Genomic DNA, 22,860 nt, shown 5'->3' on the forward strand with positions numbered 1-22,860 from the left:
GGCCGGGGAGTCACATCGTCCCCTCGTTATCTTTTCCTTACTTTCCGTGTATTCTGAACGCTAATAATCAGACCTATGGAGAATCTCTGATGTCTTTCAGTCAACCCGACGCCGTTATTCGCATTAAAAATCTGCGGCTGCGCACGTTCATCGGTATCAAGGAAGAGGAAATCAACAACCGACAGGACGTCCTGATCAACGTGGTGATCCACTACCCGGCGGACAAAGCGCGCAACAGCGAAGACATCGCCGATGCACTCAACTACCGCACCATCACCAAAGCGATCATCCGCCATGTGGAAGATAACCGTTTCGCGTTGCTGGAAAAATTAACGCAGGATGTGCTCGACATCGTAAAAGAACACGCCTGGGTAACCTATGCTGAAGTGGAGATAGATAAACTTCTGGCCCTGCGCTACGCCGATTCGGTTTCCATGACCATGAGCTACCGCCGGGACTAACTCAGGGAGGTCGACCATGCGGATCCTGATCACCGGCGCAACGGGATTGATAGGCAGCAGTCTGACGGCCAGGCTGCTGGCGCTTTCTCACCACATTACGGTGTTGACCCGAGACGAGCGGCGAGCCCGAGCCCGGCTGGGCGATCGGCCGAGCTATTGGCAAACGCTGGACGACCGGCAGTCGCTGGATGAATTCGACGCGGTGATCAACCTGGCCGGCGAACCTATCGCCGACAAGCGCTGGAGCGCACAGCAGAAAGAGCGCCTGTGCCGCAGCCGTTGGGATCTGACCGAACGATTGGCGCAGCTTATCAAGGCCGGCAGCACGCCGCCCGGTGTGTTGATTTCCGGTTCCGCCGTCGGCTACTACGGCGATCAGGGGCAGGCGGTGGTGACCGAAGAGGAGCCACCGCACGACGAATTCACCCACCAACTGTGTCAACGCTGGGAAACGCTGGCGCTGCAGGCGCAAAGCGATGCCACCCGCGTCTGCCTGCTGCGCACCGGCGTGGTGCTGGCGCCACAGGGCGGCGCGCTGGCCAAAATGCTGCCGCCGTTCCGCTTCGGGCTGGGCGGCCCGATCGGCGACGGTCGCCAATATCTGCCGTGGATCCATCTCGACGACATGGTCAACGGCATTATTTATCTACTGGATCACGCCACGCTGAGCGGCCCGTTTAACATGGTCGCGCCCTACCCGGTGCACAACGAGCAGTTCGCCGCCCAATTGGCCAACGTGCTCGATCGCCCGGCGTTTCTGCGGGTGCCGGCGTTCGCCATGCGGCTGTTGATGGGGGAAGCGGCGGTGCTGGTGCTCGGCGGCCAGCGGGCGGTGCCGAAGCGCCTGGAAGAGGCCGGCTTCCACTTCCGCTATCTGGAATTGGAACAGGCATTGGATGACGTGATTAATCAGCGGGCCGAAGCCCGCTGATCTGAGGTTACTTCAACGCGCCGGACAGGAACTGCTGCAGGCGCGGGCTTTTGGGGTTGCCGAACAGCTCGGCCGGCGGCCCCTGCTCTTCGATCAACCCTTTGTGCAGGAAGATCACGTGGTTGGAAACGTGGCGCGCAAATTCCATTTCGTGCGTCACCACCACCATGGTTTTTCCCTCCTCCGCCAGCTTCTGCATGATGCGCAGCACCTCGCCCACCAGCTCGGGATCCAGCGCCGACGTCGGTTCGTCAAACAGCAGCACCTCCGGCTCCATCGCCAATGCGCGAGCAATGGAGACGCGCTGCTGCTGGCCACCCGACAGGTGCACCGGGTACTTGCCGCGCGCCCGCTCGTCGATGCCCACTTTATCCAGGTAACGCACCGCGCGCTCATGCGCGTCGGCCTTGCTCAGCCCCAGCACCTGCACCGGCGCCTCCATCACGTTCTCCAGCACCGTCATATGGCTCCACAGGTTAAAGTGCTGGAACACCATGGTCAGGCGGGTGCGCAGCAGCTGCAGCTGCTTCTTGTCGAACACTTTCAGCTGGCCGTCCTTGTCGCGCACCATGCGAATATCTTCGTTGTTCAGGCTGATCGAGCCTTCGCTCGGCTTCTCGAGGAAGTTGATGCAGCGCAGAAAGGTGCTTTTGCCGGAGCCAGAGGAGCCGATGATGCTGATCACATCCCCGGCGTTGGCCGCCAGCGAGACGCCTTTCAGCACTTCGTGGTCGCCATAGCGTTTGTGCAGTTCCGTGACGGCTAATTTATTCTCAGACATGGTTTTTCTTCCCGTCATTTATCAGTGACTAACGTGTGCCATCCAGCGTTTTTCAGCTTTGCGGAATAGGCTGATTAACACGTAGGAGATGATCAGGTACAGCACCGCCGCGATGCCGAAAGCGTAGAACGGCTGGTAAGTCGCGGCGTTGATGTCGCGCGCGATCTTCAGCAGATCCGGCACGGTGGCGGTAAACGCCAGCGCGGTGGAGTGCAGCATCAGGATCACTTCGTTGCTGTAAGCCGGCAACGCGGTGCGCAGTGCCGAAGGCAAAATGATGCAGCGATACATCTTGAAGCGCGAGAAACCGTAGGCGTTGGCGGCCTCGATTTCACCGTGCGGCACCGCGCGGATCGCCCCGGCGAAGATCTCGGTGGTATAGGCGCAGGTATTGAGCGTCAGCGCCAGGATGGTGCAGTTAAGCCCGCTGCGGAAAAACGCATTAAGAAACTCGGTGCCGCGCACGATCTCGAGGCTGTACATGCCGGAGTAGAACACCAGCAGCTGCACGTACAGCGGCGTACCGCGAAACACATAGGTGTAAAGCCACACCGGGAAACGCACCCAGCGAAGGGAAGAGACGCGCGCCACCGCCATCGGGATCGCCAGCAGCCCACCCATCACCACCGAGGCGATCAGCAGCCACAGCGTGACTGCCACGCCGGTGAAACGGTAGCCGTCGCTCCACAGCAGCGACTGCCAATACTGTTGCAAAATCTCGATCATAGCTCGGCCCTCTTGACGCCCAGTGAGTAACGCCGTTCAAGCCACAGCAGCACGCCGTTGGAAACGGTAGTGAAGATCAGGTACACCACGCCGGCCACGATGGCGAAGAAGAACGGCTGATAGGTGCCTTTCCCCGCCAGCTGCGTGGCTTTCACCACGTCGTTCAGGCCGAGGATCGACACCAGCGCCGTCGCCTTCAGGATCACCTGCCAGTTGTTGCCGATGCCCGGCAAAGCGAAACGCATCATCGCCGGGAACAGAATGCGCCGAAAGATCTGCGCGCCGCTGAAGCCGTAGGCCGTCGCCGCTTCGATCTGCCCTTTCGGCACCGCCAGATAGGCGCCGCGGAAGGTCTCAGTGAAGTAAGCACCGTAGATAAAGCCGAGGGTAATGATACCGGCGCCGAGCGGATCGATATCGATCTGCGAGAAGCCGAGCAGCGTGGTGATGTTGTTCAGCGCGATTTGCAGGCCGTAAAAGATCAGCAGCATCAGTACCAGATCGGGCACGCCGCGGATCAGCGTGGTATAGGCGCCGAACAGACCGGAGATAAAGGGGTTATGAGACAGTTTGCCACCGGCGCCGATCAGGCCGATCACCACCGCCAGCAACACGGAACTGAGGGCCAGCTCCAACGTCACCAGAGCCCCCTCGAAAATCAGTTGGGAATAGCCTTGCAGCATCTACTTCACCCTGTGGTCTAGGATCCGAACCATCGGGGCCGGCACGCCGGCCCCGCAGTCACAGCATGGAACGGTAAGCGGATTACCCGCCGTAGACGTCAAAGTCGAAGTACTTTTTCGCGTATTTGTCGTAGGTGCCGTCTTTGCGCATCTCGGCGAAGGCTTTGTCCAGCGCCGCTTTCAGCTCGGTATCGGTCTTGCGCAGCCCCATGCCGGTGCCGACGCCGAAGAACTTGTCATCCTTCACCGATTCGCCGGCGAACGCATAGTCTTTGCCCGGCGGCTGTTTCAGGAAGCCGTCGCTGCCCGCCACTTCATCCTGGAAGGCGGCGTCAATACGGCCGGAAGCCAGATCGGCGTAAACCAGATCCTGGTTCTGGTAAGGCACGACGGTGATGCCCTTCGGCTGCCACATGGCGTTGGCGTAGGCTTCCTGGGTGGTGCCCTGCAGCACGCCCACGCTCTTGCCTTTCAGAGCGTCCACGGTAGGCAACAGCTTGGACCCTTTCGGCGCGATCAGACGCGCGTTGGCGGCATACAGCTTGTCGGTAAAGGCGATTTCCTGCTGGCGTTTCTCAGTGATGGACAGCGAAGAGATGATGGCGTCGATTTTCTTCGCCTTGAGGGAGGGGATCAGCGCGTCGAAGTCGCTCTCCACGAAGGTGCATTGGGTATTGATGCGTTTGCACAGCTCTTTGGCCAAATCAATGTCAAAGCCAACCAATTCGCCTTTGGCGTTTTTGGATTCAAACGGTGCGTAAGTCGGATCGGTGCCAATCTTCAGCGTGGAAGGAATGGCGGCAAAGGCGCTGCTGGCGGCGCTCAAAGCCAGAACTAACGGCAAAATCAAAACCCGCTTTTTCATAAATTACCCTCAAATTGATTTTTTTGATGCCACTACGGGCATTACTTTCCCCACCAAATCAATTTGCAGTAATCGTGCCACATTAGGTGCTACGGGCGGAGGGAACGGCTCCGACCTTCACAATACTGTTTCCTGGGACGATAACCGCAAAATTAAATCGGCCGGTTGGGGCCGCGCCACTGGCAACCGCAATAAGGCGGCACCATGAAACAGTGAGCGTGATGAAGTGGGATCATTATGGTGCATACTCCGCCCCAATTCAGTGCGGTGTTGCACAAATGTACCAATTTAGGGATAAAAATGTTAATTAGCACCCTGCCAGCGGGTGAACAGATCGGTCGGCAATTCGATATCAAACTGGTCGATCACCCGATTGACGGTTTGATCGATGATGTCTTCCACGCTTTTCGGCTGGTGGTAAAACGCCGGCACCGGCGGCATGATCACCGCGCCCATCTCCGCCGCCTGCGTCATCAGCCGTAAATGGCCAAGATGCAACGGCGTTTCCCGCACGCACAAGACCAAACGGCGGCGCTCTTTGAGCACCACGTCGGCGGCGCGGGTCAGCAGCCCGTCGCTGTAGCTGTTGACGATGCCGGACAGGGTTTTGATTGAGCATGGCAGGATCGCCATACCCAGGGTTTTGAAAGAGCCCGAGGAGATGCCGGCGGCGATGTCGCGCGCATCGTGCACCACGTCGGCCAGCGCCTGCACTTCCCGTAGGCTGTACGGCGTTTCCAGCGCCAGCGTCTGTCTTGCAGCATTACTCATCACCAGATGGGTTTCCACCTCTGCGACGTCGCGCAAAACCTGTAACAGGCGCACGCCGTAGATCGCGCCGCTGGCGCCGGAAATGCCGATGATGAGTCGTTTCATGAAGAATGGCCTCTGCCGTAAAAAGTAAGATCAGGCAGACTTTGCCGCAATGGCGAGGGATAAGCAAGTCAGAGGAACAAGGTGCACCGCCGCAGACGCGGCGATGCACCTTGAGGGATCAACGCAGACCGTTAGCCTTCGTTGTGCAGTTCCAGATTTTCCGCTTCGGTTTGCACCCGCATCGCCTTGGCATCGTCGCTGCGCAGCGACTCCAGGTATTCCAGATAGCTTTGGTCGACGTCTTTGGTCACGTAGATACCATTGAAGACCGAGCATTCGAACTGGATGATGTCCGGGTTCTCTTCGCGCACCGCTTCGATCAGATCGTCGAGGTCCTGGAAGATCAGCCCGTCGGCGCCGATAATCTGACGGATTTCATCCACTTCACGCCCGTGGGCGATCAGTTCGTTGGCGCTCGGCATGTCGATGCCGTAGACGTTAGGGAAACGCACTTCCGGCGCGGCGGAAGCCAGATACACGCGCTTGGCGCCCGCTTCGCGCGCCATCTCGACGATTTGCTCAGAGGTCGTGCCGCGCACGATGGAGTCATCCACCAGCAGCACGTTCTTGTCGCGGAACTCGGCACGGTTGGCGTTCAGCTTGCGGCGTACCGACTGGCGACGCGCCTGCTGGCCCGGCATGATAAAGGTGCGGCCAACGTAGCGGTTTTTCACGAAGCCCTGGCGGTAGGGCTTCTCGAGAATACGCGCGATCTCCAGCGCGATATCGCAGGACGTTTCAGGAATCGGGATCACCACGTCGATATCCAGATCTTCCCACTCACGGGCGATCTTCTCACCCAGCTTCTGGCCCATGCGCACGCGGGCGCTGTAGACCGAGATCTTGTCCATAAAGGAGTCTGGGCGCGCAAAATAAACATATTCGAACAGGCACGGGTTGGTTTTCGGGTTCTCTGCGCACTGGCGGGTGAACAGCTGGCCCTTGGTGGTGATGTACACCGCTTCGCCCGGCGCCACGTCGCGCAGGAACTCAAAGCCCAGGGTATCCAGCGCCACGCTCTCGGAAGCCACCATGTACTCGCTGCGGCCATCCTCCAGCGTGCGCTTGCCGATCACCAGCGGACGAATGCCGTTAGGATCGCGGAACGCCAGCAGGCCATGACCGATGATCATCGCCACGCAGGCGTAAGCGCCGCGCAGTTGCTGATGCATAGCGGCGACCGCGGTAAAGATGTTGTCGGCTTCCAGCGGATAGTGCGGGAAGCGATCCAGCTCGCTGGCCAGCACGTTCAGCAGGATTTCCGAGTCGGAGGTGGTGTTGACATGGCGGCGGCCGCTTTCGAACAGCTTTTGGCGCAGCTCATGGGCGTTGGTCAGGTTGCCGTTGTGGGCCAGCGTAATGCCGAACGGCGAGTTGACGTAGAAAGGCTGGGCCTCAGAGGCGCTCGAGCTGCCGGCCGTCGGGTAACGCACATGGCCAATGCCCATGTTGCCCTGCAAGCGTTGCATATGGCGCGCCTCAAACACATCCTTCACCAGGCCGTTGGCTTTACGCAAACGGAACCCGTTGTGGGCGTCAATGGTGACGATGCCTGCGGCATCCTGGCCACGGTGCTGAAGCACCGTCAGCGCATCATAAATCGACTGGTTTACCGGCATGAAACCGGCGATACCGACAATACCGCACATGTTGTCTTTTCCTCATCAGCGCTACCGCCCCGGCAATTGGGTCGGCAAGAAACTCGACGTGCTCTGCAGGTAGTCAAAGAACCACCTGATGACGTAACTGAACTGGGGGATCAGCTGCGACTGTTTCCAGTCGGCACTTTGTGAAAAGCCGGTAAAGGTATCCAGGAAGAACAGGATCGCCGCGACAATCAACACGCCGCGCAGTGCGCCGAAGCAGATGCCCAGCACCCGGTCGGTGCCTGACAACCCGGTTTTCTCTACCAGTGAGCTAATCACATAGTTAACAATAGCCCCTACGATCAGGGTCGCGATGAACAAAATCGCGATCGCGATGCCGTTTCGCACCAGTTCATCTTCAAAACGAGTGAAATAGACCGCAAGGTAAGAGTAGAAATGGCTGGCAACAAAAAACGCACATCCCCATGTCACAAGTGACAATGCTTCGCGAACAAACCCTCGGATCAGGCTCACCAGAGCCGAAAATCCAATCACCGCTATAATGACGTAATCAATCCAGACCATGAACTATTCCAATGATGAATCGCCCCTGCATCCAATTCGCGGCGAATTCTAACAGAAAAAGAAAACGTTTGCGTAGGGGATTTCCTACCACGTTACAAATAAAAAGCGGCGATTAAAAAATTCCCAATCGCCGCGCCTACATAGGTGATTTCGCCTGTAAAAGGCGCGGTTTCTCTCGCTTTCTCTCCACCACTCCTGAATTCAGGGGCGCATCCTGCTGCGCCCCCGCGGGGTTTAACGGCCGTACGGCTTCACCTGCCCGCTCAGCCCGCTGATCGAGTTCAGCGACGGCAGCGCCGCCTGCAGCTTCTGCTTGGAAGCGTCCGGGCCAACGTAGATGCGGGTGATCTGCCCTTGCACCGGCGTTGACGGCACGGTAAAGGCGCGATAGCCCGAGAGACGCAGCGAAGCGACAATCTCGTTCGCCTTGGCGGCGTTCTTCAGCGCCCCGAGCTGCACGACATAAGCTTGCCCGGCCGGCGCTTTTTCTTCCGCCGGTTTTGGCTGCGGCGCCGGTTCTGGTTTCGGCGTCGGTTCCGGCTTCGGCACCGGTTTCACCTCCACCGGCTTCGGCTGCGGTACCGGTTTTGGTTTCACTTCCACCGGTTTGGTTTCCACCGGCTTCGGCTTAGGCTGCTGCACCGGCTGAGGACGCGTCTCGACCGGCGGCGGCGCCACCTGCGTCGGTTGCTGAGCGCTCTGCCGCACCGCCTGTTGCGCCGCCGCTTCGTTGGCCGCCTGCTGCTCGACCAGCGCGCCCGCCCCTTCCGGCGGCTGCGCCGGCAACGGCTGCGTCACCGGCGGCAGCACGTCGTTCTCTTCGACGTCGCCCGCCTTCGGCACCAATGGAATGGCCGCGAACTCATCCTCGTAATGCTTCTTTTTGCCGTCCAGCAACCCTGGCAGGATGATTACCCCCAGCGCCACCAGAATCACGGTTCCAACCAGTCGGTTCTGAAATTTACTCGCCACTCACACTCCCCGCATCTCGTCTAACGCCGCCATCACCTGCGCCACGGTGTGGAACGATCCACAGACGATCACAATATCCTGTTTATCAGCATCCTGCATAGCCTGCCGCCAGGCAGTTTCGACATCATTAAAGCGGCGCGGTTCCGTCAGATGCTGCGCCAGCTGTTCGACGCTGGCACCGCGCGGCCCGTCGAGCGGTGCGCAGTACCATTCATCCACCTGCTCGCTGAGGCAGGCCAGCGTGCCGGCGATATCCTTGTCGGACAGCATGCCCACCACCGCGCGCACCTTGCCGCCGTCGCGCGGCAGCTTGGCCAGACGCCCGGCCAGATAGCCGGCGGCGTGTGGGTTGTGCGCTACGTCGAGGATCAGCATCGGCTCCCGCCGCACGATCTGGAAACGCCCCGGCAGCGTCGCCTGCTGCAGCCCTGTGAAGATCGCGCGTTCGTCGATTTCCAGCGGGGAGCAGTTCAGTGCCGCCAGCGCGGTAGCGGCGTTCGCCAGCGGTACGTTCGGCATTGGCAGATCGGTCAGCTGCGTGTCGCCGCCCTGCCACTGCCAGCGATCGCCCTGCTCGCTGAAGCTCCAGGCTTCACCGCGGCGATACAGCGGCGCGCCCAGCGTTTCGGCGACCTGGCGAATGCTGTCCGGCATGTCGGGCTCGCCCACCACCGCCGGCTTGCCGCTGCGGAAAATACCGGCTTTTTCACGGCCGATGCTTTCGCGATCGTTGCCCAGCCAGTCGGTGTGATCGAGCGCGATGCTGGTGATCACCGCCACGCTCGGATCGACGATGTTAGTGGCGTCGAGACGCCCGCCCAGGCCCACTTCCAGGATCACCACGTCGAGCCGCGCCTGTTTGAACAGCTGCAGCGCCGACAGGGTGCCGAATTCGAAATAGGTCAGCGACGTTTCGCCGCGGCCGGCTTCAATGGCGGCGAACGAGCGGCTATGCTCCGCTTCGCTCAGCTCTTCCCCCTGAATGCGCACGCGTTCGGTATAGCGCACCAGATGCGGCGAACTGTAGACGCCGACGCGCAGGCCGGCGGCCAGCAGAATGGCTTCGAGGGTACGACAGGTCGTGCCTTTGCCGTTGGTGCCGGCAACGGTGAACACCGTAGGAGCGGGGGTCAGTAAATCCAGATGCGCCGCGACGCGCTGTACGCGCTCAAGACCGAGTTCGATCGCCTGGCTGTGCAGACGTTCCAGATAGTAAAGCCACGAGCTCAATGGCGACGTGGCTTGGGGAATTTGGTGGTTTTGCATGAGTCCCGTCACTGAACTTGGGTTCATTAATCCATCAGGGCACCACCCTCACCGCGGTAAAGGCGATGCGCTTCGTAACCGCCGCCAACCCGCAAACCATGGCGCGATAGACCACGGCCGGCAGGGAACGGGCATCAGCCGTCACTTAGCCACAAAGTGGCGGCTGAACCCGGGCGGGATCTGTCTTTGCCTCAGGCGTCGGCCTGCGGCTCCGGCTCAATGACCGGCGCGGCCTCATCGAAATGCGGCTGCGGTTGGTTGGTCAGCTTGGACAGAATGCTCGCCAACGTTTGGCGCATCTCCGGACGGCGAACAATCATGTCGATCGCGCCTTTTTCGATCAGGAACTCGCTGCGCTGGAAGCCAGGCGGCAGTTTCTCGCGCACGGTCTGCTCGATGACGCGCGGGCCGGCAAAGCCGATCAGCGCTTTCGGCTCGGCGATATTGATGTCGCCCAGCATCGCCAGGCTGGCGGAGACGCCGCCCATGGTCGGGTCGGTCAGCACGGAGATGTACGGCAAGCCGCGCTCCTGCATCTTAGCCAACGCCGCGCTGGTTTTCGCCATCTGCATCAGCGACATCAGCGCTTCCTGCATGCGCGCGCCGCCGCTGGCGGAGAAGCACACCAGCGGACAGTTGTCCTCCAGCGCCTGCTCAACCGCACGCACGAAACGCGCGCCGACCACGGAAGACATTGAGCCGCCGATGAAAGCGAATTCGAAGGATGCGGCGACGATCGGCATGCCGTACAGCGTGCCCTTCATCACCACCAGCGCATCTTTCTCGCCGGTCGCTTTCTGTGCGGCGACCAGACGATCTTTATAGCGCTTGGAATCCTTGAATTTCAGAACGTCCTTCGGCTCCAGATCGCTGCCCAGCTCCACTTCACTGCCTTCGTCCAGCAGGGTATGCAGACGCGCGCGCGCGCCCATACGCATGTGGTGGTCGCACTTCGGACACACTTCCAGATTACGCTCCAGCTCGGCGCGGTAGAGAACCTGGCCGCAGCTGTCGCATTTGGTCCAGACCCCTTCAGGAATGCTCGCCTTACGGGTTTGTGTGATATTGCTCTTGTTAAGAATTCGTTCAATCCAGCTCATCGATGACCTTTCTGTTTGAACCTGGCACACGCCAGTCCGCTGTTCATGCTTTAACAATCCCCCCGAAAACACCCCAATGAAAAAATGCCCGTTCGCGGCGCGGCAAGCGCGGCGACTGAGGCATCGGCTTCAGGGTTGTTCGCAGGAACAGACCATAATGTCGCTCATTAAACCATATCGGCCCGGCGCTGTGGACAAAAAACTGGTCGAACCGACAGGTTAAGCGATGTTTTTACTGTTTTTGCTGGCGGGCGGCCGCGCGCTTGTGACGCCAAATTTCAATCACGCCCGGCAGAATCGAAACGATGATGATCCCGACGATCAACAGTTTCAGGTTCTCCTGCACCACCGGCAGATCGCCGAACAGGTAGCCAGCATAAGTGAAGAGCAGCACCCAAACCAGTGCGCCAATCACGTTGTAGGCGGCGAAGTGGCGATAGGACATATGCCCCATGCCGGCGACGAACGGCGCAAAAGTACGCACGATCGGCACGAATCGCGCCAGAATAATCGTTTTCCCACCGTGCTTCTCATAGAACTGATGCGTTTTGTCCAGGTAGCTACGGCGGAAAATTTTCGAGTTCGGGTTGCTGAACAGCTTCTCGCCGAACAACCGCCCGATAGTGTAGTTCACCGCATCGCCAATGATCGCCGCTACGGCCATCAACGCCACCATGGTGTGCACGTTGAGATCGTTGGTCGGCAACGCCGCCAGCGCGCCGGCGACAAACAGCAAAGAATCCCCCGGCAGGAACGGCGTCACCACCAGGCCGGTTTCGCAAAACAAGATCAGGAACAGAATAGCGTAGACCCACATGCCGTATTGTGCGACCAGCTCGGCCAGGTGCACATCAATATGCAAAATGAAATCAATAATAAACTTGATGATGTCCATAAATTCTCTCATTGATACCGGGTGTTTCAATCACCCGGCAGAAGCACAAGGGAGCGACGCTTTCAGGCGTGCCGGCGTTTAATCGTCGGGCAAAAACAGCGGCCCCATCGGCGGCCGCGGTAGACCAAAATGATCGGGATAGTCCACGGCAACCAGATACAGCCCCTCGGCTCGCGCCGTCGCCGCCGCCAGATTGCGATCCTTCAGCGCCAGCAACTCGGCCATCCAGTTCTCATCCTGATTGCCGCAGCCGATCTCCATCAGGCTGCCGACGATATTGCGAACCATGTGATGCACAAAGGCATTCGCCTTGATATCTACCACAATATATTCGCCGTAGCGCGTAACCTTAACGTGTTTTACGCAGCGCCACGGGGTGCGCGACTGACACTGCACCGCGCGGAACGAGGTGAAGTCATTCTCGCCCAGCAGCGCCTGCGCCGCCCGGTGCATGCGATCGGCATCCAGCGGGTGATAAAAGTGCGTCACCCCCTGTTGCAACACCGCCGGCCGGTAGCGATGGTTGAAAATAATATAGCGGTAACGGCGCGCGGTAGCGCTGAAACGCGCGTGAAAATCGTCGGCGACGGGGCTCACCCAGCGCACCGCGATGTCCGGCGGCAAATGGGTGTTCACGCCCATCGTCCAGGCGGCGTCCTTGCGACGCGCGGTGGTTTCGAAATGCACCACCTGCCCGGTGGCGTGCACCCCGGCGTCGGTGCGCCCGGCGCACAGCACGTTGATCGGCGCATCCGCCACCTTGCTCAACGCCTGCTCAAGGCGCTCCTGCACGCTGGCCACTTCTTGCTGCCGCTGCCAGCCGTAGTACCGGCTGCCGTCATATTCGATGCCCAGCGCTACCTTCAGCGTCGGCTGAGCGGGCGAGACCACCTCTGACATCAGTACATCTGCTCCTGCACCAGACGCTCGGCGGTTTCGATCGCCATTAACGCGCCGCCGAAGCGCACGTTGTCCGCCACCGTCCAGAACTGCAGCAGCTCGGGGATGCCGTAATCGTTACGCAGGCAACCGATGCTGAGCGCATCGCTGCCGGAGGCTTCGGTCACCTGAGTCGGGTAATCGTCCTCTTCGCTCAGCTGAATGTCCTCGACTTCTTCAAGCTCGCTGCGCGCCTCTTCGGCGGACAGCGGGCGCAGCGCTTCCAGGTGCACCACCTGCGCATGGCCGTAAAACACCGGCGACTGAACGCAGCTCACCGAAATCGGCAATCCTTCGTCCTGCAGCACCTTGCGCACCTGATCGACGATCAGACGCTCTTCGCGCACGCTGCCCTGCTCGTCGGCAACGAGCGGCAGCAGGTTAAACGCCAGCTGTTTAGCGAAGACGCCTTCCTCGGCAGGAATGCCGTTCAGCAGGCGCGCGCTCTGGCCGGCCAGAGCGTCCACCGCGGCCTTGCCGCGCGAGGATACCGACATCAGCGTGGTAACGTGCAGACGCGAGAGCCCCGCCTGTTCGGTCAGCGGTTTGATCGCCGTCAGCAGCTGGCTGACCATGCTGTCGGCCACCGCGACGATATTGCGGTTGCGGTAATCCGCCAGCACCTGCGGGTTAACACCCGGTACCACCAGCGGCACATCCGGCTCCATGGCGAACAGACCGCTGGTGTCGATCACCAGGCAGCCCATGTTGCCGGCCTCTTCGGCATAGCGAGCGGAAGCGTCGCTGCCGGCAACGAAGAAGGCCAGTTGGGCCTGCGACCAGTCGAACTCTTCGGCGTTCTGCACCAGAAGAGACTTGCCGTTGAAGCGCACATTGGCGCCCGCGCTGCGTTCGCTTGCCAGAGGATAGAGCTCACCCACCGGGAACTGGCGTTCCTGCAACAATTCCAGCAACGCTTCACCTACCGCGCCAGTGGCGCCGAGCAGCGCGATATTCCAGCCGTCAGACATCGGGTTTTCTCCAGAGTATTTCATTCATAAAAGCAGACGGGCAGTGCAATCACCGCCCGATAATCTTTACCGCTCACTGTAGCGGCGTTGGCTTAAGACAACCTTACGCGCTACGCCAGGCTAAAGCCCAGCTTGCCGAGCAGCTCGGCGCTGGCGCTGTCATCGCATTGCACGGCCAGCGAAGACCACTCGCGGCGCTCCTGGTAGTGCTTGCGCAGGCGATCGAATTCGCCCGGTTGCCCAGCGACTTTGCGCAGCGGCGCATCATCGCGGCGCACATCATACACCAAGTGCATCAATCGTTTTAACCGCGCTTCATCCAGCGGCCCATTGAGGCGGATCTGGCTGAACTCCGGCACCGGCAACAGCGAGGCCAGCGCCACCTGTTGCGGCTGCCCCAGATGGCGGCTGAACGCCTCGAACACCTGGGTGGTGCCGCGCGCCTTGCCTTCCAGCGTGTACCCAGCGATGTGCGCGGTACCGATATCCACCCGCGCCAGCAGCGGTAAGGCGAGATCCGGCTCCGGTTCCCACACGTCCAGCACCGTGCTCAGCTTTTTGCCCTTTTCCAGCGCCTGCAGCAAGGCGGCGTTATCCACCACCGGCCCGCGGCAGGCGTTGATCAGAATGCGGTTGTCCGGCAGGGCCGCCAACAGCTCGGCGTCCGCCAGATGCAGCGAATGGTATGGGCCGGATTTATTCAGCGGCGTATGGAAGGTCAGCACGTCGGCCTCGGCCACCAGCTTCTCCAACGGCCAGAATTCCCCGGCGTCGCCGCGATCGGCACGCGGCGGATCGCACAGCAGCGTGCGCACGCCCAGCGCTTTGAGGCGAGCATCCAGACGGGAACCAACGTTGCCCACGCCGACGATGCCGACGGTTTTATCCCGCAGGTGGAAGCCGTCGCGTTCGGCCAGCAGCATCAAGGCAGAGAACACATACTCGACCACCGCGATAGCGTTGCAGCCCGGCGCGGCGGAAAAGCCGATGCCCTGACGTTGCAGCCAGGCTTCATCGACGTGATCGGTGCCGGCGGTGGCGGTGCCGACAAAGTCGATATGGCTGCCGGCCAACAAGGCTTCATTGACCTTGGTGACCGAACGCACCATCAGCGCATCGGCATCCGCCAGCGCCTCGAGCGGGATCGGGCGGCCCGGTACCGCCTGCACCTCGCCCAGGCGGCTGAACAGCTCGGCCGCGTACGGCATATTTTCATCAACCAGAATTTTCACTGCGTTCTCCGACGGTTTACGGCTATTTGTCTGCGAAATAGTGTGCCACTGAATCAGGCACGGCGAAAGCGCTCAGGGGTAGTGCCGGCGATCTGCTGGAACATGACGATAAAGGCCGACGCGGAGCTGTAGCCGACGTCCAACGCCACGTCCTGCACGGTCTTGCCCTGCTCGAGCAGGGAGACGGCATGCAGGAACCGCAGGCGCTGGCGCCATTCGCTGAACGACATGCCCAGATCCTGTTGGCAGCGTCGCGACAGCGTGCGCTCGGTGGTGTAGACCCGAGCCGCCCACGCCGCCAGCGAGGTGTTGTCCGCCGGACAATGCTCCAACGCTTCCAGCACCGGCGCCAAGAACTTGTCGTCCGACGACGGCAGATAGGTTTGCTGGCGCGGCGACAGGCGCAGCTGATCGATCAGCACCTGGCAGAGACGCAAATCCGCCTCCGCCTGCGGAATGTACTGCTTGCGCGCATAGAAATCCTCGGCGATGGCGCGGAATATCGGCGTTACGCTCACCAGACAGGGGTCGGCCGGCATGCCGGTGCACAGCGCCGGCGTGATGTCCACCATGCGGCACTGCGCCAGCCGCTGGTTATAGCAGGAGTGTTCGATGCCGGCCGGCGCCCACAGCACGAACTCCGGCGGCGCCAGAAAGCGCTGCCCGCCGATGCGCAGCACCATCACCCCGGCTTTAACCCACATCAACTGACCCCAGGTGTGGCTGTGCGGCTGGAATTCGGTGCGCGCGTTGAACTCCTCGCAGCGGAACTGTACCGGGTTGGGCGCCGGGATCAACGACTCGGGGAAATGGCGGATTTCTGGCATGGTTTCGTCCCGTGATTTGTCTTGTTTACGCCGATTTTTGTCTGGATATCACTATATATGATAAACCGGACACGCGTAGACTAGCCAGCATGTTGGACGTTATTGAGAATAATTATCATGAATATGCTCTTCCCGCTGTTGGCCGTGCTGATTTGGTCGATTAATGCCGTCGTCAGCAAACTCTCCGCCACCGCCATCGATCCGGCGGCCATCTCGCTCTACCGCTGGCTGCTGGCGCTGATTGCCCTCACGCCGTTCGTGCTGCCGGGCGTGCTGCGCAACTGGGCGCAGGTGCGCGCCAACTGGTGGAAGCTGATGATCCTCGGCCTGCTGGGCATGGTGCTGTACCAAAGCCTGGCCTATTACGCCGCGCACAGCGTCAGCGCGCTGTTTATGGGCATCATCGTGTCGCTGATCCCGCTGCTGACCATCCTGATCAGCATCGTTCTGCTGCGCATTGCGCCAACCGTCGGCGTGCTGCTCGGCAGCATACTCTCCTTCTGCGGCCTGATCTGGCTGGTCAGCGGCGGTCAGCCCGGCGTGCTGTTGCAGCACGGTATCGGCAAAGGGGAATTGATGATGCTGCTCGCCACCGCCTCGTACGCGCTGTATGGCGTGTTGACCAAACGCTGGGCCATCGCGCTGCCGAACTGGCAATCGTTGTACGTGCAGATCCTGTTCGGCGTGCTGTTGTTACTGCCTAATTTCCTGATGGCGCAGGATGTCGGCTTGAACGGCCATAACCTGCCGCTGGTGCTGTTCGCCGGCATTCCGGCTTCGATCATCGCCCCGTTCCTGTGGATCCAGGGCGTGATGCGCCTGGGCGCCAACACCGCCTCGATCTTCATGAACCTGGCACCGGTGTTTACCGCCGCTATCGCCGTGCTGTTCCTGCATGAGCAGTTGCACGGTTACCACCTGATCGGCGGCGGCATTACCCTGCTGGGCGTTATCCTGTCGCAGCGGCTGCGCACGCCGCTGACGCGTAAAGCCAAAGCCCCGGCGGCCAACGCAGAGTCCTGCAAAGAACAGGCTTAAGGCAGCAGCCTGAAACGCACCCGCACCAACAGGCCGCCCAGCGCGGCAGAGCTCAACAGCTCCGGGCGGGTGCCGTGATACGCGGTGATGTCTTTCACCAACGCCAGTCCCAATCCGGCGCCCGGCTGATCGCCCACGTTGTCCAGCCGGTGAAACGGCTGCAGCGCCAGCGCCTTGTCCTGCAAGGCGATGCCGGGGCCGCTGTCTTCTATCTCCAGCACGCCTTCCCCTGCCGCCTTATCCTGCGTGAGGCGAGCGGTCACCACGCCCTGACGCGGTGTATATTTCAGCGCGTTGTCCAGCAGGTTGGCGCACAGCTCGGCCAACAGCAGCGGCTCCCCCGCCACTTGACACGCCGCCTCGCCTTCGAACCCGAGATCGATCTGTTTACTGCGCGCCTGCGGCAAGCGGGAAAAGCAGGCGTCGCGCAGCACCTGCGCCAGGTTGACCGGTTGCAACTTACGATCGGCCTGGTGCTCGCTGGCCTTCAGGCGTGAAAGATGCAGCAGGCGGTCGGTCAGCGACACGGTATTATCCAGCGTCGCGCTCATCGCCTGCAGGCTTTCGCGCCACTGCTGCGGCCGGTCACTGGCCAGCGCTACCCCAACCTGAGTCTTCAACACCGCCAGCGGCGTGCGCAGTTGGTGCGAAGCGTCGGCGCTGAAGCGCTCCTGACGTGCCACCATCAGCCGCAGCCGTTCGATGTAACGATTAAACGCCACCAGCAGCGGCTGCATCTCCGACCATGGCAATACCCGCGGCAAGGGCGTCAGCTCGCCCGGATCGCGCCGCAGCATGATACCGGAGAGCTTACGCATCGGCTTCAACACCCGCTTGAGCAATGCGAACGCCAGGATCAGGGTTAACGCCACCACCGTGCCCTGGCTCAGCAGCGCCGCGATCATCATCTGCCGCGCCAGGTAACGGCGCGACTCCAGGGTTTCCGCCACCAGAATGGTCGCCATGCCGCTCACGCCCGACTCGTTGACCGGTTGAAACAGCGCCGCCACGCGGATCGGCCTGCCGAGGTATTCCGCATCATAAAAATGCACCAGCGCCGGGTAGAGCGTGGAACGCGGGATATGGGGCGGCAAAGGCGGCAAATCGTCATAGCCCGAGATGCTTTTCCCCTGCGGCGAGATCACCTCGTAATACAGCTGATCGTTCATGTTGCGCTCGAAGCTGTCGAGCACCACATAGGGCACATCAACCGCCAGCTTGCCTTCGCGCACCACCAGTCGCTCCGCTACGGTGCGCGCCGACGCCAGCAGCGTGCGATCGTAAGCCAGGGTGGCGGCGCTCATGGCGCTGAAATAGTGGGTGTAGATAGAGATGCCGCCCAACGCCAGCAGCGGCAGGCCAAAAAACAATAGCAGTTGATAGAACAGCGAACGCGGCGCGTTAAACCACCGCATCGCACAGCTCCAGGCTGTAACCCAGGCCACGCAGCGTGACGATCGCCACGTCGCTGCCCTGCAGCTTTTTCCGCAGGCGGTGTACGTAAAGCTCGATGCTCTCCGGATTGGCCTCGTCGGACAACGTAAATACCTGCTCGAACAGCTGTTGCTTGGCCACCGGGCGGCCGCGCCGGTGCATCAACGCGGTCAACACCGCCAGCTCACGCGGCGTCAGCGCCAGCGGTTTGCTCTCCAGCAGAAAATAGCCTTCGTCGTGATAGGTCAACGCGCCGTACTGCAACGCCGGCTGCGGGGCGCCGACGCTGCGGCGCAGCAGCGCCCGAATACGCGCTTCCAGCTCGTCCAGTTCGAACGGCTTGGTGAGGTAATCGTCCGCCCCCAGATTCAGGCCTTTTACCCGGTCGGCCACGTCGGTGCGCGCCGTCAGCAGCAGCACCGGCAGATCCTGCCCGCGCTTGCGCAGGCGCGCCAGCAAATCCAGACCGTTCATACGCGGCAGCGCCACATCCAGCACCGCGAGCGCATAGCGTTCGTTGAGCAGCAGGTGATCCGCTGCCACGCCGTCCGGGGCGACGTCGACGGCAAAGCCGGCGCCGGTCAGCGCCTTTTGCAACCAGTGAGACAGCTCGGGGTGATCTTCAACCAATAACAGTCGCATGTTCCCATTCCATTGATTTATCTGAACAACCTGGCGCCAATATCGCGCTTGTTAACAGGTCGATAACAGAGAATGGCATGGAAAATAAGGGGATAAAAGAGCGCCGCGCCGCCAGTTTTGGGAGCTGGCACACAATTATGCGTATAGAGCGCGATCGCAGGACGATGTCAAATCAGCGGAATGGGGCTATCGGCCACGGCAATGTCCAGTACCGGGCGCAGCTTGTCGGCGGTAAACGGCGAAGAAACCAGCACGGAGCGATTGTTGACGGCAAATACCAGATCGATGCCGGTCACGCAGGCGGTCATCTGGCAGGCATACTTTTCACCGTCGGCGTTGACGAAATGCAGCTCAAACACGCCAACGTCGGCACGCAGTCGCTTCAAACGGCACTGCCCGGTTTCACCGACCATCTCCGCATAGACCTCAGGCAACCGTTTAATCGCGCATACTTTGGCGCTGTCCCTACCACCAAATAATTTCCCTAACGAAAACATATCACTGCGTCTCTATTCATTTCACTGATCATGATTTTATCGCGAAAGCAGAACGGCAAACCTGATATTACGCAGGATTTTGGCCGGTTTTGCGCCCTGTTCCTGCCCGCATTTCTATGGTAGCGCACCCGTGATTCACTGGCGACAAGAGACCCTAATCACAGACTGGAAACTTTTCCGGCCACTGAAAGGTAAATGAAAGGTTGTTGTTTTAACAATCCTGCAACCGCGCTCTGCGGGATTCACAACCAGAACAATACCGAGGGCAAGCCACAATGAAAAAAATAATGACCCGTACCTTTACCGCCGCCGCACTGTTGCTGGCAGCCTCTCAGGCCTTTGCCGTGGAAGCGCCCAAACGCACCGAATGTATTGCGCCGGCCAAGCCCGGCGGCGGTTTCGATCTGACCTGCAAGCTGATTCAGGTGTCGTTGCAGGACACCAAGGCGATCGATAAACCGATGCGCGTCACCTATATGCCCGGCGGCGTCGGCGCGGTGGCCTACAACGCCATCGTCGCGCAGCGACCGGCGGAGTTCGGCACCGTGGTGGCCTTCTCCGGCGGCTCGCTGCTCAATCTGGCCCAGGGCAAGTTCGGCCGCTACAACGTGGACGACGTGAAATGGCTGGCGGCGGTCGGAACCGACTACGGCATGATCGCGGTGCGCGCCGACTCGCCTTACAAGACTCTGAAAGACCTGATGGACGCCTTCCAAAAAGATCCCAACAGCGTGGTGTTCGGCGCCGGCGCCTCCATCGGCAGCCAGGACTGGATGAAAACTGCGCTGCTGGCGCGCGAAGTCGGCGTGGATCCGCGCAAGATGCGCTACGTGGCGTTCGAAGGCGGCGGCGAGCCGGTCACCGCGCTGTTGGGCAATCATATTCAGGCAGTTTCCGGTGATCTGAGCGAGATGGTGCCTTACCTGCAGGGCGACAAAATCCGCGTGCTGGCGGTGTATGCCGAGCAACGTTTGCCTGGCCAGTTGGCCGACATTCCGACCGCCAAAGAACAGGGGTACAGCCTGGTGTGGCCGATCATTCGCGGCTTCTACGTCGGGCCGAAAGTCAGCGATGAAGAGTATCAGTGGTGGATCGACACCTTCCAGAAAATGATGGCGACCGATGAATTCAAGCAGCAACGCGATCTGCGCGGCCTGTTCGAATTCAACATGACCGGCAAAGAGCTGGACGCCTACGTGAAGAATCAGGTTGCCCAATACCGTGAGCAGGCGAAAGTGTTCGGCCTGGCCAAATAACCGCAGGGGAAAACCATGAGCGATCGTATTTTTGCCGGCTTTTGGCTGCTGCTGTGTATCGGCGGGCTGTTCATCGGCTGGGGCATTCAAAGCGAATACAGCTATGAACCGCTGGGGCCGCGCCCTTTCCCGCTGGCGATCCTCAGCCTGATGGCGCTGTGCGCGGCCCTGTTGCTGCTGCGCCGCCCACAGGCGGTGGACTGGCCGCACCACAAGGTGCTGCAGCGGCTGCTGGTGCTGGTGATCACCCTGGTGCTGTATGCCTGGGGCTTTGAATGGCTGGGCTTTCCGCTGGCGACCGCGCTGCTGACGTTCAGCATCGGCCTGCTGTTTCAGGCCAGCCTGCCGGCGGCGGCCCTCTCCGGCGTCGTCATGGGCGCAGCGCTGTACTACGCCTTTGACCAACTTCTCGATGTCACACTGCCGCTCGGCATCTGGCTGAGCTAACGGGAGCGATGATGGATACCTGGATGTATTTGACCCAAGGGTTCGAAGTGGCGCTGGTGCCGCAGAACCTGATTATCGCCCTGATCGGCTGCTTCGTCGGCACCATCGTCGGCCTGCTGCCGGGCCTCGGGCCGATCAACGGCGTGGCGATCCTGCTGCCGCTGGCATTTGCCCTCAAGCTGCCGGCCGAATCGGCGCTAATCCTGCTGGCGACGGTGTATATCGGCTGCGAGTACGGCGGCCGCATCTCGTCGATTCTGCTCAACGTGCCGGGCGACGCGGCGGCGATCATGACCGCGCTGGACGGCTACCCGATGGCGCAGCAGGGGCGCGCCGGCGTGGCGCTGTCCATCTCGGCGGTCAGTTCGTTCGTCGGATCGATGATCGCCATCGGCGGCATCATCCTGTTCGCGCCGCTGCTGGCCCGCTGGTCGCTGGCCTTCGGCCCGGCGGAGTATTTCGCCCTGATGGTGTTCGCCATCGCCTGCCTCGGCAGCATGATGAGCCAAAACCCGCTGAAATCGCTGCTGGCGGCGCTGATCGGCCTGGGGCTGGCGACGGTGGGCGTCGACGCCAACACCGGCGTTTACCGCTTTACCTTCGACAGCGTGCACCTCTCCGACGGCGTGCAGTTTATCGTGGTGGTGATCGGCCTGTTCTCGGTCAGCGAAATCCTGCTGATGCTGGAAAGCACCAGCGCCGGGCAAAAGCTGGTGCGTAAAACCGGCCGGTTGCTGTTCAACCGCAAAGAGGCGGCGCAGTGCGCCGGCCCGACCCTGCGCTCGTCGGTGATCGGTTTCTTCGTCGGCATTCTGCCGGGCGCCGGCGCCACCATCGCCAGCGCGTTGACCTACATGACCGAGAAGAAAATCAGCGGTAACAGCGACACCTTCGGCAAGGGCGACATCCGCGGCGTAGCGGCGCCGGAAGCGGCCAACAACGCCTCGGCCTGCGGCTCATTCATTCCGATGCTGACGCTGGGGGTGCCGGGTTCCGGCACCACGGCGGTGATGATGGGCGCGCTGACGCTGTACAACATCACCCCCGGCCCGGCGATGTTCACCGAACAGCCGGATATCGTCTGGGGGCTGATCGCCGCGCTGCTGATCGCTAACGTCATTCTGCTGATCATGAACCTGCCGCTGGTCGGCCTGTTCACCCGCATGCTGACCATTCCGCTGTGGTTCCTGGTGCCGGCGATCGCCGCAGTTTCCGCGGTGGGGGTTTATGCGGTGCACAGCACCACCTTCGACCTGCTGTTGATGGTGGGGTTGGGCGTGTTCGGCTATATCCTGCGGAAAATGCACTTCCCGATGTCGCCGCTGATTCTGGGCTTTGTTCTGGGTGAGATGCTGGAGCAGAACCTGCGCCGCGCGCTGTCGATCAGCAACGGCGAATTCGGCATCCTGTGGAGCAGCAGCATCGCGCAAACGCTGCTGGTGCTGGCGGTCGCGGTACTGGCGCTGCCGCCGCTGCTGCGCCTGATGCGTAAACGCCGCCAACCGGTGGCCGAGGCCAAGGCCGAGTAATGCGAAACGGGCGGTGTTATGATCTCTGATGCCGATCGTTTGAGAGAGCTTGAATAAGCCGACCAGAGAAAAAATCCAGAGCCAGACTTTTGACTCTGGATTTTTCATGTCTAAACACGCAAAAACTTTTGTTGTCCGCGATTGATCCATTACAGATGTCCGTTACCTTTTTGATACCGTTTTTTAACCTGATAACGGCTATCAATTTTTGCCACTACATTTGGCCCCTCCTCCTCCCCCCACACACACTCTACGTGACCCTTTTATATCGTTATTGACGGAGAGAGTGAAGAAAGTAACCTGAGCTATTACATTGTCATT

24 protein-coding genes are annotated in these 22,860 nt (G+C 60.7%); 6 read left to right on the forward strand and 18 right to left on the reverse strand.

Annotated elements, in window-relative coordinates:
• The first annotated feature begins 89 nt into the window (after positions 1–89).
• Complete coding sequence (folX, locus tag ACMGGW_RS15720) at positions 90–461, forward strand: dihydroneopterin triphosphate 2'-epimerase (RefSeq protein WP_025303682.1); 372 nt, start codon at positions 90–92, stop codon at positions 459–461.
• 16 nt (positions 462–477) lie between these two features.
• Positions 478–1,392 (forward strand): TIGR01777 family oxidoreductase, encoded by a 915-nt coding sequence (locus tag ACMGGW_RS15725; RefSeq protein ID WP_025303683.1) that lies wholly within the window; start codon positions 478–480, stop codon positions 1,390–1,392.
• Between the two features lie 7 nt (positions 1,393–1,399).
• Here ACMGGW_RS15725 and hisP read toward each other — a convergent pair whose 3' ends face one another.
• From hisP to ACMGGW_RS15800, 15 genes are all read right to left on the reverse strand, one after another.
• The gene (hisP, locus tag ACMGGW_RS15730; RefSeq protein WP_004936098.1) at positions 1,400–2,173 is read right to left on the reverse strand and encodes a histidine ABC transporter ATP-binding protein HisP; all 774 of its coding nucleotides are present in this window, start codon (positions 2,171–2,173) and stop codon (positions 1,400–1,402) included.
• A 21-nt stretch (positions 2,174–2,194) separates the two neighbouring features.
• Positions 2,195–2,899 (reverse strand): ABC transporter permease, encoded by a 705-nt coding sequence (locus ACMGGW_RS15735; protein ID WP_025303685.1) that lies wholly within the window; start codon positions 2,897–2,899, stop codon positions 2,195–2,197.
• Positions 2,896–3,582: a histidine ABC transporter permease HisQ gene (locus ACMGGW_RS15740; RefSeq protein ID WP_025303686.1), complete on the reverse strand. Its 687-nt coding sequence runs from the start codon at positions 3,580–3,582 to the stop codon at positions 2,896–2,898. Before ACMGGW_RS15740 ends, ACMGGW_RS15735 begins: the two co-directional genes overlap by 4 nt.
• Before the next feature lie 82 nt (positions 3,583–3,664).
• Positions 3,665–4,447 (reverse strand): histidine ABC transporter substrate-binding protein HisJ, encoded by a 783-nt coding sequence (gene hisJ / locus ACMGGW_RS15745; protein ID WP_004936109.1) that lies wholly within the window; start codon positions 4,445–4,447, stop codon positions 3,665–3,667.
• 303 nt (positions 4,448–4,750) lie between these two features.
• Complete coding sequence (locus ACMGGW_RS15750) at positions 4,751–5,323, reverse strand: UbiX family flavin prenyltransferase (RefSeq protein ID WP_019453741.1); 573 nt, start codon at positions 5,321–5,323, stop codon at positions 4,751–4,753.
• Between the two features lie 131 nt (positions 5,324–5,454).
• Positions 5,455–6,972, reverse strand: coding sequence for an amidophosphoribosyltransferase (gene purF, locus ACMGGW_RS15755; protein WP_025303688.1), 1,518 nt, complete (start codon positions 6,970–6,972; stop codon positions 5,455–5,457).
• Between the two features lie 21 nt (positions 6,973–6,993).
• Entirely contained in the window at positions 6,994–7,494 is a 501-nt protein-coding gene (cvpA, locus tag ACMGGW_RS15760; RefSeq protein WP_004936119.1) for a colicin V production protein, read from the reverse strand.
• Between the two features lie 234 nt (positions 7,495–7,728).
• Positions 7,729–8,466 carry a cell division protein DedD gene (gene dedD / locus ACMGGW_RS15765; protein ID WP_089196117.1) on the reverse strand — a complete coding sequence of 246 codons (738 nt, stop codon included), beginning with the start codon at positions 8,464–8,466 and terminating at the stop codon, positions 7,729–7,731.
• Positions 8,467–9,732, reverse strand: coding sequence for a bifunctional tetrahydrofolate synthase/dihydrofolate synthase (gene folC / locus ACMGGW_RS15770; protein ID WP_060433725.1), 1,266 nt, complete (start codon positions 9,730–9,732; stop codon positions 8,467–8,469).
• A 191-nt stretch (positions 9,733–9,923) separates the two neighbouring features.
• Positions 9,924–10,832, reverse strand: a complete 909-nt coding sequence (gene accD, locus ACMGGW_RS15775; protein WP_025303691.1) for an acetyl-CoA carboxylase, carboxyltransferase subunit beta — start codon at positions 10,830–10,832, stop codon at positions 9,924–9,926.
• Between the two features lie 232 nt (positions 10,833–11,064).
• Entirely contained in the window at positions 11,065–11,727 is a 663-nt protein-coding gene (locus ACMGGW_RS15780) for a DedA family protein (RefSeq protein WP_004936130.1), read from the reverse strand.
• A gap of 78 nt (positions 11,728–11,805) precedes the next feature.
• On the reverse strand, positions 11,806–12,627 hold the full coding sequence (gene truA / locus ACMGGW_RS15785) for a tRNA pseudouridine(38-40) synthase TruA (protein WP_025303692.1): 822 nt from the start codon (positions 12,625–12,627) through the stop codon (positions 11,806–11,808).
• The gene (locus ACMGGW_RS15790; protein WP_197832390.1) at positions 12,627–13,637 is read right to left on the reverse strand and encodes an aspartate-semialdehyde dehydrogenase; all 1,011 of its coding nucleotides are present in this window, start codon (positions 13,635–13,637) and stop codon (positions 12,627–12,629) included. The genes truA and ACMGGW_RS15790 overlap by 1 nt, the downstream gene beginning before the upstream one ends.
• Positions 13,638–13,747: 110 nt before the next feature.
• Positions 13,748–14,869 carry a 4-phosphoerythronate dehydrogenase PdxB gene (gene pdxB, locus ACMGGW_RS15795; RefSeq protein ID WP_043140127.1) on the reverse strand — a complete coding sequence of 374 codons (1,122 nt, stop codon included), beginning with the start codon at positions 14,867–14,869 and terminating at the stop codon, positions 13,748–13,750.
• A 53-nt stretch (positions 14,870–14,922) separates the two neighbouring features.
• Entirely contained in the window at positions 14,923–15,696 is a 774-nt protein-coding gene (locus tag ACMGGW_RS15800; RefSeq protein ID WP_025303695.1) for an AraC family transcriptional regulator, read from the reverse strand.
• A gap of 117 nt (positions 15,697–15,813) precedes the next feature.
• Between ACMGGW_RS15800 and ACMGGW_RS15805 the strand changes: the two genes are divergently transcribed.
• Positions 15,814–16,734 carry a DMT family transporter gene (locus ACMGGW_RS15805; protein ID WP_019453750.1) on the forward strand — a complete coding sequence of 307 codons (921 nt, stop codon included), beginning with the start codon at positions 15,814–15,816 and terminating at the stop codon, positions 16,732–16,734.
• On the opposite strand, the gene ACMGGW_RS15810 is transcribed toward ACMGGW_RS15805, so the two are convergent.
• The 3 genes from ACMGGW_RS15810 to ACMGGW_RS15820 form a co-directional block, all read right to left on the reverse strand.
• Positions 16,731–18,149, reverse strand: coding sequence for a sensor histidine kinase (locus tag ACMGGW_RS15810; protein ID WP_043140131.1), 1,419 nt, complete (start codon positions 18,147–18,149; stop codon positions 16,731–16,733). The two genes, ACMGGW_RS15805 and ACMGGW_RS15810, sit on opposite strands and share 4 nt — an antisense overlap.
• Positions 18,136–18,810: a transcriptional regulator TctD gene (gene tctD / locus ACMGGW_RS15815; protein ID WP_025303698.1), complete on the reverse strand. Its 675-nt coding sequence runs from the start codon at positions 18,808–18,810 to the stop codon at positions 18,136–18,138. The genes ACMGGW_RS15810 and tctD overlap by 14 nt, the downstream gene beginning before the upstream one ends.
• A 167-nt stretch (positions 18,811–18,977) precedes the next feature.
• Positions 18,978–19,307: a hypothetical protein gene (locus ACMGGW_RS15820; RefSeq protein WP_025303699.1), complete on the reverse strand. Its 330-nt coding sequence runs from the start codon at positions 19,305–19,307 to the stop codon at positions 18,978–18,980.
• Between the two features lie 275 nt (positions 19,308–19,582).
• On the opposite strand from ACMGGW_RS15820, the gene ACMGGW_RS15825 reads away from it, so the two are divergent.
• From ACMGGW_RS15825 to ACMGGW_RS15835, 3 genes are read left to right on the forward strand one after another with little or no spacing between them, the layout of a single operon-like run.
• Positions 19,583–20,563: a Bug family tripartite tricarboxylate transporter substrate binding protein gene (locus ACMGGW_RS15825; protein ID WP_025303700.1), complete on the forward strand. Its 981-nt coding sequence runs from the start codon at positions 19,583–19,585 to the stop codon at positions 20,561–20,563.
• A 15-nt stretch (positions 20,564–20,578) separates the two neighbouring features.
• Entirely contained in the window at positions 20,579–21,010 is a 432-nt protein-coding gene (locus tag ACMGGW_RS15830; RefSeq protein ID WP_025303701.1) for a tripartite tricarboxylate transporter TctB family protein, read from the forward strand.
• 11 nt (positions 21,011–21,021) lie between these two features.
• Positions 21,022–22,539, forward strand: a complete 1,518-nt coding sequence (locus ACMGGW_RS15835; protein WP_043140139.1) for a tripartite tricarboxylate transporter permease — start codon at positions 21,022–21,024, stop codon at positions 22,537–22,539.
• The last annotated feature ends 321 nt before the right edge of the window (positions 22,540–22,860 follow it).

This window comes from Serratia sp. BNK-4, assembly GCF_048685115.1.
Lineage (GTDB): Bacteria > Pseudomonadota > Gammaproteobacteria > Enterobacterales > Enterobacteriaceae > Serratia > Serratia bockelmannii.

Excerpts from the sequence above, each read along its gene's own strand:
- ACMGGW_RS15735 (WP_025303685.1), bottom strand. The coding sequence starts at position 2,899 with ATGATCGAGATTTTGCAACAGTATTGGCAGTCGCTGCTGTGGAGCGAC.
- ACMGGW_RS15740 (WP_025303686.1), bottom strand. The coding sequence starts at position 3,582 with ATGCTGCAAGGCTATTCCCAACTGATTTTCGAGGGGGCTCTGGTGACG.
- folX (WP_025303682.1), top strand. The coding sequence starts at position 90 with ATGTCTTTCAGTCAACCCGACGCCGTTATTCGCATTAAAAATCTGCGG.
- purF (WP_025303688.1), bottom strand. The coding sequence starts at position 6,972 with ATGTGCGGTATTGTCGGTATCGCCGGTTTCATGCCGGTAAACCAGTCG.
- hisJ (WP_004936109.1), bottom strand. The coding sequence starts at position 4,447 with ATGAAAAAGCGGGTTTTGATTTTGCCGTTAGTTCTGGCTTTGAGCGCC.
- folC (WP_060433725.1), bottom strand. The coding sequence starts at position 9,732 with ATGCAAAACCACCAAATTCCCCAAGCCACGTCGCCATTGAGCTCGTGG.
- ACMGGW_RS15805 (WP_019453750.1), top strand. The coding sequence starts at position 15,814 with ATGAATATGCTCTTCCCGCTGTTGGCCGTGCTGATTTGGTCGATTAAT.
- ACMGGW_RS15750 (WP_019453741.1), bottom strand. The coding sequence starts at position 5,323 with ATGAAACGACTCATCATCGGCATTTCCGGCGCCAGCGGCGCGATCTAC.
- ACMGGW_RS15835 (WP_043140139.1), top strand. The coding sequence starts at position 21,022 with ATGGATACCTGGATGTATTTGACCCAAGGGTTCGAAGTGGCGCTGGTG.
- hisP (WP_004936098.1), bottom strand. The coding sequence starts at position 2,173 with ATGTCTGAGAATAAATTAGCCGTCACGGAACTGCACAAACGCTATGGC.
- ACMGGW_RS15790 (WP_197832390.1), bottom strand. The coding sequence starts at position 13,637 with ATGTCTGACGGCTGGAATATCGCGCTGCTCGGCGCCACTGGCGCGGTA.
- ACMGGW_RS15830 (WP_025303701.1), top strand. The coding sequence starts at position 20,579 with ATGAGCGATCGTATTTTTGCCGGCTTTTGGCTGCTGCTGTGTATCGGC.
- tctD (WP_025303698.1), bottom strand. The coding sequence starts at position 18,810 with ATGCGACTGTTATTGGTTGAAGATCACCCCGAGCTGTCTCACTGGTTG.
- ACMGGW_RS15800 (WP_025303695.1), bottom strand. The coding sequence starts at position 15,696 with ATGCCAGAAATCCGCCATTTCCCCGAGTCGTTGATCCCGGCGCCCAAC.
- ACMGGW_RS15725 (WP_025303683.1), top strand. The coding sequence starts at position 478 with ATGCGGATCCTGATCACCGGCGCAACGGGATTGATAGGCAGCAGTCTG.
- cvpA (WP_004936119.1), bottom strand. The coding sequence starts at position 7,494 with ATGGTCTGGATTGATTACGTCATTATAGCGGTGATTGGATTTTCGGCT.
- ACMGGW_RS15820 (WP_025303699.1), bottom strand. The coding sequence starts at position 19,307 with ATGTTTTCGTTAGGGAAATTATTTGGTGGTAGGGACAGCGCCAAAGTA.
- ACMGGW_RS15810 (WP_043140131.1), bottom strand. The coding sequence starts at position 18,149 with ATGCGGTGGTTTAACGCGCCGCGTTCGCTGTTCTATCAACTGCTATTG.
- ACMGGW_RS15825 (WP_025303700.1), top strand. The coding sequence starts at position 19,583 with ATGAAAAAAATAATGACCCGTACCTTTACCGCCGCCGCACTGTTGCTG.
- accD (WP_025303691.1), bottom strand. The coding sequence starts at position 10,832 with ATGAGCTGGATTGAACGAATTCTTAACAAGAGCAATATCACACAAACC.
- ACMGGW_RS15780 (WP_004936130.1), bottom strand. The coding sequence starts at position 11,727 with ATGGACATCATCAAGTTTATTATTGATTTCATTTTGCATATTGATGTG.
- truA (WP_025303692.1), bottom strand. The coding sequence starts at position 12,627 with ATGTCAGAGGTGGTCTCGCCCGCTCAGCCGACGCTGAAGGTAGCGCTG.